The organism is Deltaproteobacteria bacterium, assembly GCA_012522415.1.
Classification (GTDB): Bacteria; Desulfobacterota; Syntrophia; order Syntrophales; family JAAYKM01; genus JAAYKM01.
Genome location: JAAYKM010000032.1, coordinates 1 through 12,362 on the forward strand (window position 1 = coordinate 1; position 12,362 = coordinate 12,362).

Sequence of the window (12,362 nt, forward strand, 5' to 3'; positions counted from 1 at the left end):
GTCGATATAAGGCTTTTTTGATCGACGCGGATAATTATCTCTTGGAAGTATCCCGCTATATTCATCTGAATCCACTGCGCATGAAATCAAAAGACCCTGTAGGGAAAAGATGGGAAAATTTGTTAAACGACGAAACAACGAGTCTGGCCGGATATTTGAACGTGAAAAAAAGAAAAGAATTTGTTTGTTATAAGATGATTTTGGACTATCTGGGCGGTGACACGCAAAAAGCCGGAAATGAATATAGGAAATTTGTGGAGGAAGGGTTTCGGGAGGAAATCCCAAGCCCGCTGGAGAGGGGCAAAGGAACCGGCGTAATTGGCGGGTACGTTTTTATCGAGAAAGTTAAGCAATTGTTCGGGAGGGATAAAAAGTCTCCCCGCGAACAGCCGGCGCTCAGAGAATTGAGCAAGAAAATGAAACCGGATGATTTGATAGAAAAGTACGCAAAGCTGATAAATATTAAGCGTGAAGAACTAACAAAGAAGGGCAGGCAATCAACCGAACGGGCGATGCTGATGGAGTTTCTGTACCGAAACTGTAACGTCACCCAGCCGGAAATAGGACGAATGATGGGCGGCATCGACTACAGCGCGGTAAGCCAGGCGCGCAAAAGATTGCTATTCAAGATGCAACATGAGCCGGCATGGGGAAAAAGGTTCAGGGAGATGCAAAACAAACTGGGTCAAATGTCAAGAATAAAGATTTGACCCCATTCGGTAGAAAGAAAATGTGCAGAAATGATAATTAATAATCTTAAAGGGTTTGGACCAAAGCAGTCAAGAAACCTATTACAATCTCTTGGGCTCACTAAATATGAAATTCCGGTGGACAGCAGAATAACAAAATGGCTTACGGAATTTGGTTTCCCTATAAAATTGTCAGCTACGGCATTATCAGACAAAAATTATTATAATTTCGTATTAGATGGTTTCCAAATCATATGTGAAGCGTGTGAAGTATTTCCATGCGTAATGGATGCAGCTATTTTTTCAAGCTTTGATGGCGAGTGGCCTGAAGATCGCTTAGTGTGGTAAATTAAAAATTGCACAATCAGGCAATACAGCCGATCGCTGCGCTCCGGCTGATTTTTTCGTTCGGAGGCAAGAGAATGAAGGCAAAGGGTAACAGACATCATACTCAATGGGCTGGCCAATTTGGTGTTGCTCATGAACTCGTCAGACGTGGCTACTTGGTGGCATTTACCTCGGGGAACGCACCTGGAACAGATTTGCTCTGTCAAAGTCTTGGAGAAAAATCATTTTCATTGGAAGTTAAGACACTGAGTTCAAAGACATACTATCTCTGCCAAGATCATCTCCTAGAGCCAAACGAGTCACGGCATTTTGTTTTTGTCTTTCTGCCATCGTCTCCTGTAGAGAGGCCGGAATACTATGTCGTCAATAATCAGCAATTTCTTGAAGTCGTTGAGGAACAGAAGAAACTGACAAAGGCATCAGAAGCGAAACGCGGCAAACCATATGCTGACTTTTCGTTTGGTATAGCATACAAAACAATCGCGAAGAACGAGTTTAGAGACGCATGGGAGAGAAACTTACCCGAATAGCAGAGGCTCCGAACAAGACGCTGCACGGGATCGCCGAAAAAGCCGGCTCCCCGTGAGCTTTTCGTTAGCCATCAGGGTGAAATAGCATTATGGAAAGTTTAAAAAATTGCTTCACAAATGTACTGCAAACCATTATTGGTCTGACAAACAATTCTTATCTTACCTTCTTAAAAGGCGCCGTTGAAATGGTTTCAGATTCATCACAAGAGGATAATGTTCTTTACGAATATAACAAAAATCTATTAGAAATAGCCTCAGAGAATAATTTTGCCCTGAATGCTGATAAAACCAATGAGTTTGCTCAACTTCTCGGTGAAGCACAATTCTATTTGTTATGCAAAAATAAAGGTATTATTCTCAATAGAATTAAGGCAGGAACTGCCAAGACCCCAGATTTTAGGTTTGAAGCGCAAGATATGTGTTTTGAGGTAAAAACTTTATCAGTTGTCTCTGGTAGCTCTGGTATAAAAAAATCATTAGAAGATTCTCTAGAGGCCCAAATCGATATTGAAGACGAATTGAAAAAAGGAAAGAGAATTGCAACAGGTATTTCTGTAGTTCAACCATACGGTGAAAGACCATACAAAAAAGGTAAGGGAACGATAACGGCGATAATTGAAACTTTGATAGAAAAAACTTGCCAGAACTTGAAGCGCGACCAGTTCCCAAACACCAGTTCATTCCTCGTTTTAAACTTGAGTATCATTCCGCCGTTTCGTACAGACAACTACGTCCTTCGCCCGGCATATTGCGATGACTACCTATTCAAGAAGGCTGTAACCGGCGATCTTTGGATGGTGGCTTTTGGCAAGTCGGGTATGCTGATACACGGCATCCCTGAATTCGAAGGAGAGGCAGGAATAGAAGGCTTATTGGAAAAGTCAGGTATTCTCTCCGATCCTCAGTACAACTATGTGACAGGCATTCTGCTAATGATCCATCCGTGGCACAGGCCTACCGAGGTTTGGGGTCTATTCGACTCTCAGGTACACGCGCAGTGGAACGATAGCAACCCTGAGATAGCCAAGTGTCTGTTTATCCTTACTGGTGACAACTGGAACGACGATATGGATTCAAACGGCTGGAATCTCCAAGGGGCCTTGCAGAGCAATGGCTAACAAAAAAATCCAGCGGACGTCTTACAGCCGCCGCTGATTTTAGCGTTAGGCCATTGGTTAAACCCGCCGGCCGATGCCGATAGAGAACAAACATCAGCCCGGGTGGCATGACTTTGTGCGACAAGTATCCTGACAGACACCGAGACGCCGGTCGAATTTTACAGCGGCAACCGGGTGCGGCCTTCGAGGCGTTGAGGAAGGCTGACAACAAAAAGGTGACCAACATCTTACATAGTCATCCCTGAAAAACTCTGTACGACCTTTTTAGATCCCTTTATTACGACCGGAAACACTTTCCATCAAGATCGCGAGGCGGGATTTGACGAGGTCTCTGTGTCGGATGCCCTGGTTATGAAGGAGCATGGGTTATGAATCAATGATCCCATGGGAAACCATCCTGCGGTAACATTTTATTTGAGGTAATTCGAACAGGTGGCGGTGTTTGACAGTTCTCGTCATTTGTGAGATATAAGGAAAATCGCTTGACTCATGATCCATTGAACGAAACCGGCGGTAATACCGCCGTGACAGGGGAGACGCGGGGTGACCGAAGATATTCTGAATTTGCATATTGAGAGTCTCGGCGAAAATACGATTCCTTCGCCGGTCCTTACGAGTAAATTTACTTCTGATAACAAGCGCGTTCTCTTCAACATAGGGTTGGAGAGTTATAACGCTTTTACCACGGCCGACGGCCAACCCCTTTCTCTGGAACTGGCCGGTCCCAGGGAGGAAATCTTCTTTGATCCCGCAAAAACGAAAGCTGCCATTGTGACTTGCGGTGGACTCTGCCCCGGGATTAACGATGTCATCCGGGCCATTGTCATGGGACTGTATCATCGTTACAGTGTAACGAACATCATCGGGATCCGTTATGGGTTTCAGGGTATGATTCCAAAATACGGGCACGAGGTTCGCACGCTGACTCCGGAAACGGTCCAGGACATCCACACCCTCGGCGGGAGCATCCTCGCCTCATCCCGCGGCAAGCAGGACATTGAGGAAATGGTGACCGCTCTGAAACGGATGAACATCGACATTTTTTTCTGTATTGGTGGAGACGGCACCATGCGCGCCGCGGGACTGATTGCCGAGGAAATTATGCGGAGAGAGTGGAACATCAGCGTGATCGGCATCCCGAAAACGATTGACAACGATTTAAATCTCATTGAAAAAACGTTTGGTTTCGATACGGCCATTTCGGAAGCCGTCAAGGCGATTCAATCAGCCCATGTCGAGGCCAAAGGCGCGCCCATGGGTATCGGTCTCGTCAAACTGATGGGTAGGCAATCCGGGCACATTGCCGTTGGCGCCGCTCTGGCTCAAAATGACGCCAATTTTGTTCTGATCCCGGAAGTGCCTTTTGATCTCGACGGAGAAAAGGGGTTTCTCAGGGCTCTGGAAAAACGGATGTTGAGAAGAAAACATTGTGTCATCCTGGTTGCGGAAGGAGCAGGCCAGGAACTGATGAGGCAAGTCGATACATCACCCGTGGAAACGGATGCTTCGGGGAATCTGCGGCTCCTGGATATCGGGTTCTTTCTCCGTTCAAAAGTTGAGGAGTACTTCAAGAAAATCGGGATGGAAATCAACCTGAAATACATTGATCCGAGCTACATGATTCGGAGCGTCCGAGCCAACGCCGGCGATAGTATTTACTGTGGTGCTCTCGGACTTTACGCGGTGCATGCGGCGATGGCCGGGAAAACAGGAATGCTCGTCGGATTGACCCGGGACGAATATGTGCATATTCCCATCCGGATGGTGACCTTCGGCAAGAAGGTCGATCCGGACAGTACCACCTGGCTGCGTGTTCTGGAATCAACCGGGCAGCCGAATATGAAAAATGAATTATAAAATGCTTGCAAATTCCTACGGGATGCTTTAGAAGGCGCCATACTGAATTCAACAGGAGTCAAATCATGTCAAGGGTATGTGAAATATGCGGAAAGAAACCGTCCGTAGGGAATAATGTCAGTCATGCGAACAACAAGACGAAGAAGGTCTGGTATCCCAACCTGCAAAAGTTGCGTTGCATCGACAAGAAGACCGGTTCCATCAGCAAACTCAAGGTGTGCACCCGCTGCCTACGTTCCGGCTTTGTCACCAAGGCCCTGTAATATACCGCAGTAGGGGGATTCCCGTATCGCCCGGACAACTCCGTGGAGATAGGGCGTGGGGTCGCCGATCAGGGACATGCCCTGATCCATCAGTTCCTCCATCCCCGCGCAGGCCGATTCATTCGCATCATCTGCACCGAATATCCTGACATAACGGGGGACCCGTTCGTCCCCTTTCGTAAACCGGATCATTTTCTCCAGCGTGTAAAAATCCATGGCGTGGTTCATGGCCTCCCTGATCACCGATTCTTCGACCCCGAACAGCCAAGACAGTGTTTTTGTGAATTCGGGCATATAATATCTATCCGTCTTTGCCATGGCATCCTGAAAAAGGTCGATCAGGCCGTTCCCGGCCGCTGTTTCCCGGAGATAAACGTCTATGCTGAGCTCAACGATCATATGAGAACGGTAGATGGCCTCCAGCCGATTCACGGCACAGCCGAACCTCGCGCAGTAATCCATAATCGGGTCAACCAGGGATTTACCCATGACATAAGTGTAGCCGGTGGCATCGGGATTGAACTCCGTGACCACCTCTTCGCAGATTCGCCCATGATGGGCAATATCGTCGGCCAGAAGATGGATCTGCACATAGTGCGCTTTCCTGAACTCCGGGGGGACTTTCATGAAACGGGGAATGCGGTGGGTCATGGAAGAATGGACGCTGCGATGTATCGGCAGGATATCGGGACAGACATTATAGACAAAAATATCCGGTGTCGTCACTTCCAGGCCGGCCAGGTCCAGAAGTTCCCTCAGGATCCAGGTATGCGTCAACATCAACATAGAACCCATCTCTTCGAGTTTACTTCTTGTAAGGGTTCAACAAGATATTATCGAAGGCAAATTTATTTTTCTTGCCGGCCCGGATTTTCAGGTACAGGGAACTTCTTCGATGGGAAAAGTACTTTGCAAGTCCCTCAGCAAAAAATCAAAATCCTCCTGTTGATCCGCGATAATCGAAATCTGAAGGCGAGCCGGTTTCGGATCGATGGTCGTCACGACGGCCATTCCTTCGTAGCCCTCGATAATAAACTGAATGGCGGCGATATCCCTGCGATCAACCCGGTAATACCTTACAATCATCGTCGCATTTTTCATGCATGATGCCTTCAGTTGCTTCAATCAGTAAAGAAGTAGCACCCTGAAATGTTTCCTGCAAGACAAAAAGCGGCCGGGGAGCCCGGCCGCTTTTCGCATCAACTTTGTTGGTTCCCTTGGTTCTCGGGTCAGCTCAACGTCTGTTCCCATGGATATTATCGACATAACGGTTGTGGGCATGTCCCCTATTTTTGAGGGGAAGCTGCTTTTTTCCGGACCCATGGTGGCCATGCTTGTGACCAGAACTGTACGCATGCCAACGGGAATAAACGGGTTTCGCTTTGACGAAAACCGGAGAAGGCGGATGGTACACACGCGGTGAATCGAATGTCACAACGGGAACCGGCAAACCCAAAAAGAATCCTATCGATATGTCGGCGGCCAAGGTTGGTTTCGGCAGCATCACGACCGCTGCCCCAAGCATCAACGTTACAAAGATTGTCCTGAGAGTTTTCATCATATCCTTACCTCCTTGTCTTGTTTGAATGACGTTCTTTTGTTGTGTTTTATATGTCTCGATCATTTCAATTCCCATGCCAACGATTGGTAATTTGCCTTATGATGAGTATTTTCGGGAAGATAGCTCTTGCCGGTTCAGTGAATCGGCATTGTGGCGCAAAATGACTGCATAGAATGTTCGCATTTATGGCCGATCCGCCGTATGAATAGTATCCAGGCCCTTAAGAAACAGGGCCGTTGTCGCCGCCACGCTGACCGGACCGTCCATTTTCAAAGGGGTGAGCCGATATGACACCCAGATTTCCACTATTGCCGCCGTCCGCCATTTTCATGAGAAGGTGGGCAGCATTATGTTTGTCGGTGGTGAGAATTTCGGCCTTATCACATTCAATGACGAAGGTGACTACGAACGCTATCGGTCAAACACCTCCTGCGCCGCCGGAACGGGCGGTTTCATTGAGGAACAGGCCGTGAAACGCGGTGTTTCTCTTTCGGGATACGCAGACCGCGCTCTGGTCGCCGTTCTGGAACACCGGTTGAAGAAACCTGTTTTTGTCTCCAGATTTTGTCACCTGACGGGTGCCCTTGGGAGCGCCCTGATCCTGGCGGAGAACGGGCTCCAACGCTCCGGTTTTCGAGGCCTTGCCCTCTGTCGGGAAGAGATGCCTGTTGAAAATGAGGTATGTGAGATTTGCCATAATCACTGCAAGATTTGTAAGGTAATTGTGCAGGGGGAAACGGTGGTGTTCGGGTTTTTGTGTGGGCGGGATTATGAGACCAAGGGTATGTCGGTCCGGCCCGGAGAAAATACGATCTTCTGGATGTGCGCCGGCAGGTGTTTCGGTCCGTAGAGAGATCCGGCCCTACATCAAATTTCCTCGTAAGGAATCGAGGGAAGTGTTGGCGTAGGGGCGGATGTCAGGGGAAACAAAAGGAAAGGTATGGAGTTGGAAACCTGGAGATCGTGAGAGGGTTGTGCTTGTTCCCCGGGAGAAGGGACTTATAAATACCTTGACAAGGAACGAGCCATTCCGTAACGTAACTCCCCTGAGTAACCGGGAAAAACAGGACAGGGCATGTACGCACGCAAAATCGTTATCCGTTATAGTGCCGATATCGTAGAAGAGCCGATTATTTATGAGCTGGTCAAAAAACACGATCTCGTCTTCAATATTCTGAAGGCGCGTATTTTTCCGCGTCGCGAAGGTGTCATTGTCCTTGAACTGACGGGAACAAAGGAAAACTTTGATTCCGGCATCCGCTTTCTCAAGGAAAAAGGCCTCAAGGTTGAATCCCTGTCCAAAAGCGTCAGCCAAAATCTGGACCGCTGTGTTCACTGCGGAGCTTGTACCGCATTCTGCCCAACCGGGGCCCTCTATTTCGACCGGGAAACCTGGCAGGTTCATTTCGATCCCGAGCGGTGTAACGGTTGCGAACTCTGTGTAACCGCATGTTCGGCACGCGCCATGGAGATCAATCTGTTTTAGCCTGTTAAGGCTTTGTGCCCTTTCCCGGTTCCGGGTGCCATATTTTATCGACTTCTTCTATTTTCTGCTTCCCCTTTTCGATATATTCCTTGCCCATTTTGTAGCCCGTTATGCCTTTTTCTACGGATTCAATGGTTTTCTGCTCCGCTGTTTTCAGGGTTGATTGGATATTCTGTTTAGCCGTTTCCGGGTTCTTCCAGTAAAAGTATCCGTAGATACCAAGGAAGATGAGGAGAACAAGCAGGGCCATTTTGAAGAGTTTTTTAAAGAGAAACCAGGTAATAAAAAAGGCGCAGCAAACGGCTATCGCTACCGTGAGCTGGTGACTGGTTATGTAACGGATGAGTTCGTCCATGCTGTTAAACCTCCTGGAAAGATGATGGTTATAGACGAGCCATACAGGATAAACAATATCATACGGCGCTAATTTACAGAAAAACGCCAAGAAAATCCAGCCCTCCTTTCATCTTGACAAAGCAGGAGCCTATGAAATAGTTACGACGAAGGGACAGAAGAAAGATAATGAAATATTACGGTATATTAGATGAATACCAGTTCACTGTGGGCGTGAAAGAACCTGTAAAACCGGTCAATCGAGGGGGTATGAATTTAAAAAACGGTGCATGTTTTGCCACAGGGGCGTCAAGCCATGAAGGCTGATTTCGGGTGGGGGTACCGAAAGAAAGTGGCGATTACGACCCTGGGATGTAAGGTGAACCAGTACGAGTCATGCGCTCTGGCCGGTGAGTTTAGGAAGCGGGGCTACGAAGTCGTGCCTTTCGGTACGCCGGCCGACATTTATGTCATTAACACCTGTACGGTGACGGGCCGAAGCGATTATCAGTCCCGCCAGTTGATCCGGCGAGCCTTCCGCGCCAACCCTGGGGCAATCATTGTCGCGACGGGTTGTTACGCCCAGGTTGCTCCGGAGGAACTTGCGGTGATGCCGGAAGTATCCCTCATCGTGGGAAACGATGAAAAGCTGACCCTGCCGGAACGCATCGAAGCGATGGGTGACGGCAACGGGAAGGTTCAGGTCGGCGACATCTGGCATGTGAAACATATTAATTTCCGGTCGGTTTCGTTTTTCCCAGATCACACCCGGGCCTTTCTCAAAATCCAGGATGGATGCAACGCCTGTTGCAGCTACTGCATTGTGCCGACGGCCCGAGGCAGGAGTCGGAGTCTTCCTCGGGAAAGCGTGTTGACGGAGCTGCGACGTCTGGGGCAAAGCGGATATCAGGAGGTCGTTCTGACGGGGATTCATCTGGGGGCCTACGGTCAGGATTTGCCGGAGCCGATGGGGTTGCTCGATATGTTGAAGGCTGTAGAAAAGGAGCGACCCGTTTCCAGGATCCGTCTGAGTTCCCTGGAACCGGCCGAGATATCCGACGAATTGGTTGATTGGGTTGGGAGATCGAACGTAATCTGCCCGCATTTCCATGTTCCCCTGCAAAGTGGGGACGATGATGTGCTGCAATCCATGCGACGCGCCTATGATCGCGCCTTTTTTCACGCCTTGATTGAAAAAATTAGGGCGAAGGTGCCTCGGGCAGCCATTGGCGTCGATGTCATGACAGGGTTCCCGGGCGAGGATGAGGCGGCCTTCCAGAATACCTTTGATTTGATCGCGTCCCTGCCTTTAACCTATCTCCATGTTTTCCCCTATTCGCGAAGGCACGGGACGGCGGCGGCGGTCATGGAGGGACAGGTGGAGGAGAAGGCCAAGAGGGGGCGGGCGGAGGCGTTGAGACTTCTGGGAGCCGGGAAAAAGGAAGAATTCGCCCGCTCGTTTGTCGGCGCCGAACTACCCGTTCTGATCGAAGGTTACGGCGGCAGAGATAAAAAAAACATGAGGGGATGGACGGACAATTACCTGGCCGTGATTTTTGAACAGGGGAACCCCGATTGGATCAACCAGATTGTCCCTACCCGGATTTTGGACGAAGAAAGGGGACAACTCAGGGGGAGGGTCAATCATGCCTGAGAAACGGGATCGTATTTTGCGGCGGTTGGAGGCAAAACTTGGTTATCGGTTCAGGAACAGGGCTCTCCTGGACCAGGCTCTGACCCACCGTTCCTTTGTCCATGAGAACCCGGATTCGACATTGGAAGACAATGAGCGGATGGAGTTTTTAGGCGATGCCATTTTGGGGTTCTGCGTCAGCGATATGCTGCTTAGAACTCATGAACATTTCACGGAGGGCCAGCTTTCAAAGGCTCGGGCGTCCCTGGTAAAAGAGGGCTCCCTCAGTATCGTTGCCGGCATGATTGGCCTGGGTGATTATGTTCGTCTGGGCAAGGGCGAAGAAGCTTCGGGGGGGAAAACCAGGGTCTCCACCCTTGCGGATACACTGGAGGCTGTGGTGGCCGCTATTTATATGGATGGCGGACTCAGGGAATTGACCGGGTGGTTTCATACTTTTTTTGTTCCTCTCCTGGAACGTAACCCGGAGAAGTTCCGCTACGCAGATTACAAAACGGCGCTCCAGCAGGTCGCACAGAAAAAATTTCGCGATATTCCAGCTTACACCCTCATCGGCTCATCCGGCCCTGATCATCGGAAGCTTTTTGAAGTCCGGCTTGTCACCGGAAACATCGTTACGCAGGGCACCGGGAGGACCAAAAAGGAAGCGGAGCAGGGGGCGGCGCGCCAGGCCCTGGCGCTGATCGAAGACGATGGCGGGGAAAAGCCGAAATGACGGCGATGTGAAGGAGACAAGCCAAAATAAACAGACGAAACGAAAAGGAGCAATGAATGGGTGAGCCAGGCAACAAGATCATTTTTTCCATGATTCAGGTGAGCAAATTTTACGACAAAAGACCGGTGATCCAGGATATTTCCCTGTCGTATTTCTACGGCGCAAAAATCGGCGTTTTGGGCCTGAACGGCTCGGGAAAAAGTTCGCTCCTGCGGATCATGGCCGGGGTGGACAAGGAGTTCAACGGCCAGCTCATCTTCAGCCCGGGTTACTCTGTCGGTTTGCTCGAACAGGAACCACATCTGGACGACACCAAGACGGTGCGGGGCATCGTTGAGGAGGCCGTTGCGGAAACAGTCGAACTGGTGAACGAATATAACCGGATCAACGAGCGGTTCGCCGAACCCATGTCTGATGAAGAAATGGACCGACTTATCGCCCGCCAGGGGGAAGTGCAGGAAAAACTGGATGCCCTGGATGCCTGGGACTTGGACGAGCGTCTGGAGATGGCCATGGATGCCCTGCGCTGCCCGGAGGGAGACACGCCGGTTGAGATCCTCTCCGGCGGCGAACGGCGTCGCGTCGCCCTGTGCCGGCTCCTTCTGCAGAAACCGGATATCCTGCTGCTGGACGAGCCGACAAACCACCTGGACGCGGAAACCGTGGCCTGGCTGGAGCATCATCTGCAGCGATACGAGGGAACGGTCATTGCCGTGACCCACGACCGCTATTTCCTGGACAACGTCGCCGGCTGGATTCTGGAACTGGACCGCGGCCGGGGCATCCCGTGGAAGGGGAACTACTCTTCATGGCTGCAGCAGAAGCAGGAACGTCTGCGACAGGAGGAAAAAGCCGAAACCCAGCGCCAGAAAACCCTGCAGCGGGAACTCGAATGGATCAGCATGTCCCCCAAGGCGCGGCAGACGAAATCCAAGGCCCGGATCAGCGCCTACGAGGAACTCCTTGCTCAGCAGGGCGAGGCCCGCTCCGAGGAACTGGAAATCTATATTCCCCCGGGGCCTCGCTTGGGTAGGGTCGTTGTGGAAGCCGAGGATGTATCAAAGGGTTACGGGGACCGTCTCCTCTTCGAGAGGATGAATTTTCTGCTTCCGCCGGGCGGAATTGTCGGGATCATCGGCCCGAACGGCGCCGGAAAGACGACTCTGTTCCGGATGATCACGGGACAGGAAACACCGGATGCCGGTCAGATCCGCGTCGGCGAGACGGTCAAACTGGCCTACGTGGACCAGAGCCGGGCCAGTCTCGACCCGGAAAAGTCGATCTGGGAGGTTATTTCCGGCGGCCGGGATACGCTGCAGTTGGGGGATGTATCGGTTAAGTCGAGGGCTTACGTGGCCAGGTTTAACTTTTCCGGGGCGGACCAGCAGAAAAAGGTGGCCAACCTCTCCGGTGGGGAACGGAACCGGGTGCACCTGGCCTGTATGCTGAAGGAAGGGGCCAACGTCCTCCTCCTGGATGAACCCACAAACGACCTCGATGTGAATACCCTGCGTGCCCTGGAGGAGGCCCTGGAGAATTTCGCCGGTTGCGCCGTCGTGATCAGCCATGACCGGTGGTTCCTGGATCGTGTGGCCACCCACATCCTGGCCTTTGAGGGTGACAGCAGCGTCGTCTGGTTCGAGGGCGGTTATTCCGATTACGAGGCGGACCGGAAAATGAGGCTGGGCGCGGCAAGCGACCGTCCCCGCCGGATCAAGTACCGCCAGTTGACCCGGGCGTGATACGGGGGTGTCAGGTTGTGATGCGGAGCAGGAACCCCTTAAGGGAATGCCCTTCAGGGCGGGCCA

General features: G+C 50.8%; 14 protein-coding genes. 11 read left to right on the forward strand and 3 right to left on the reverse strand.

Annotation, left to right across the window (positions count from 1 at the left end):
- Window positions 1–161: 161 nt before the first annotated feature.
- The 6 genes from GX147_02555 to GX147_02580 all read left to right on the forward strand — a co-directional run bounded on the left by GX147_02555 (window position 162) and on the right by GX147_02580 (window position 4,805).
- Entirely contained in the window at window positions 162–710 is a 549-nt protein-coding gene (locus GX147_02555) for a hypothetical protein (GenBank protein NLN59590.1), read from the forward strand.
- 30 nt (window positions 711–740) lie between these two features.
- Window positions 741–1,037, forward strand: a complete 297-nt coding sequence (locus GX147_02560) for a hypothetical protein (GenBank protein NLN59591.1) — start codon at window positions 741–743, stop codon at window positions 1,035–1,037.
- Window positions 1,038–1,111: 74 nt separating this feature from the next.
- Entirely contained in the window at window positions 1,112–1,567 is a 456-nt protein-coding gene (locus GX147_02565) for a hypothetical protein (protein ID NLN59592.1), read from the forward strand.
- 89 nt (window positions 1,568–1,656) lie between these two features.
- Entirely contained in the window at window positions 1,657–2,685 is a 1,029-nt protein-coding gene (locus GX147_02570) for a hypothetical protein (protein NLN59593.1), read from the forward strand.
- A 558-nt stretch (window positions 2,686–3,243) separates the two neighbouring features.
- Entirely contained in the window at window positions 3,244–4,542 is a 1,299-nt protein-coding gene (locus GX147_02575) for an ATP-dependent 6-phosphofructokinase (protein ID NLN59594.1), read from the forward strand.
- A gap of 65 nt (window positions 4,543–4,607) precedes the next feature.
- Entirely contained in the window at window positions 4,608–4,805 is a 198-nt protein-coding gene (locus GX147_02580; protein ID NLN59595.1) for a 50S ribosomal protein L28, read from the forward strand.
- Here GX147_02580 and GX147_02585 read toward each other — a convergent pair.
- On the reverse strand, window positions 4,773–5,591 hold the full coding sequence (locus tag GX147_02585) for a hypothetical protein (protein NLN59596.1): 819 nt from the start codon (window positions 5,589–5,591) through the stop codon (window positions 4,773–4,775). The genes GX147_02580 and GX147_02585 overlap by 33 nt on opposite strands.
- An 87-nt stretch (window positions 5,592–5,678) precedes the next feature.
- Complete coding sequence (locus GX147_02590; protein ID NLN59597.1) at window positions 5,679–5,906, reverse strand: DUF4911 domain-containing protein; 228 nt, start codon at window positions 5,904–5,906, stop codon at window positions 5,679–5,681.
- Window positions 5,907–6,715: 809 nt separating this feature from the next.
- Here GX147_02590 and GX147_02595 point away from each other — a divergent pair.
- Both GX147_02595 and GX147_02600 read left to right on the forward strand, forming a co-directional pair.
- Window positions 6,716–7,216 (forward strand): hypothetical protein, encoded by a 501-nt coding sequence (locus tag GX147_02595; protein ID NLN59598.1) that lies wholly within the window; start codon window positions 6,716–6,718, stop codon window positions 7,214–7,216.
- A gap of 225 nt (window positions 7,217–7,441) precedes the next feature.
- On the forward strand, window positions 7,442–7,852 hold the full coding sequence (locus GX147_02600; protein NLN59599.1) for a 4Fe-4S binding protein: 411 nt from the start codon (window positions 7,442–7,444) through the stop codon (window positions 7,850–7,852).
- A gap of 4 nt (window positions 7,853–7,856) precedes the next feature.
- On the opposite strand, the gene GX147_02605 is transcribed toward GX147_02600, so the two are convergent.
- Complete coding sequence (locus GX147_02605) at window positions 7,857–8,207, reverse strand: hypothetical protein (protein NLN59600.1); 351 nt, start codon at window positions 8,205–8,207, stop codon at window positions 7,857–7,859.
- A 294-nt stretch (window positions 8,208–8,501) separates the two neighbouring features.
- On the opposite strand from GX147_02605, the gene mtaB reads away from it, so the two are divergent.
- The 3 genes from mtaB to ettA are packed head-to-tail and all read left to right on the forward strand — an operon-like array spanning window position 8,502 to window position 12,296.
- Entirely contained in the window at window positions 8,502–9,839 is a 1,338-nt protein-coding gene (gene mtaB / locus GX147_02610) for a tRNA (N(6)-L-threonylcarbamoyladenosine(37)-C(2))-methylthiotransferase MtaB (protein NLN59601.1), read from the forward strand.
- Between the two features lie 16 nt (window positions 9,840–9,855).
- Entirely contained in the window at window positions 9,856–10,554 is a 699-nt protein-coding gene (gene rnc / locus GX147_02615) for a ribonuclease III (protein ID NLN59602.1), read from the forward strand.
- Between the two features lie 56 nt (window positions 10,555–10,610).
- Window positions 10,611–12,296: an energy-dependent translational throttle protein EttA gene (ettA, locus tag GX147_02620; protein NLN59603.1), complete on the forward strand. Its 1,686-nt coding sequence runs from the start codon at window positions 10,611–10,613 to the stop codon at window positions 12,294–12,296.
- The last annotated feature ends 66 nt before the right edge of the window (window positions 12,297–12,362 follow it).

What these genes read in the sequence shown, in the direction of transcription:
- GX147_02570 (NLN59593.1), top strand. Translation starts at nt 1,657, where the DNA reads ATGGAAAGTTTAAAAAATTGCTTCACAAATGTACTGCAAACCATTATT.
- GX147_02560 (NLN59591.1), top strand. Translation starts at nt 741, where the DNA reads ATGATAATTAATAATCTTAAAGGGTTTGGACCAAAGCAGTCAAGAAAC.
- GX147_02580 (NLN59595.1), top strand. Translation starts at nt 4,608, where the DNA reads ATGTCAAGGGTATGTGAAATATGCGGAAAGAAACCGTCCGTAGGGAAT.
- GX147_02600 (NLN59599.1), top strand. Translation starts at nt 7,442, where the DNA reads ATGTACGCACGCAAAATCGTTATCCGTTATAGTGCCGATATCGTAGAA.
- mtaB (NLN59601.1), top strand. Translation starts at nt 8,502, where the DNA reads ATGAAGGCTGATTTCGGGTGGGGGTACCGAAAGAAAGTGGCGATTACG.
- GX147_02565 (NLN59592.1), top strand. Translation starts at nt 1,112, where the DNA reads ATGAAGGCAAAGGGTAACAGACATCATACTCAATGGGCTGGCCAATTT.
- GX147_02605 (NLN59600.1), bottom strand. Translation starts at nt 8,207, where the DNA reads ATGGACGAACTCATCCGTTACATAACCAGTCACCAGCTCACGGTAGCG.
- ettA (NLN59603.1), top strand. Translation starts at nt 10,611, where the DNA reads ATGGGTGAGCCAGGCAACAAGATCATTTTTTCCATGATTCAGGTGAGC.
- GX147_02585 (NLN59596.1), bottom strand. Translation starts at nt 5,591, where the DNA reads ATGTTGATGTTGACGCATACCTGGATCCTGAGGGAACTTCTGGACCTG.
- GX147_02590 (NLN59597.1), bottom strand. Translation starts at nt 5,906, where the DNA reads ATGAAAAATGCGACGATGATTGTAAGGTATTACCGGGTTGATCGCAGG.
- GX147_02595 (NLN59598.1), top strand. Translation starts at nt 6,716, where the DNA reads ATGTTTGTCGGTGGTGAGAATTTCGGCCTTATCACATTCAATGACGAA.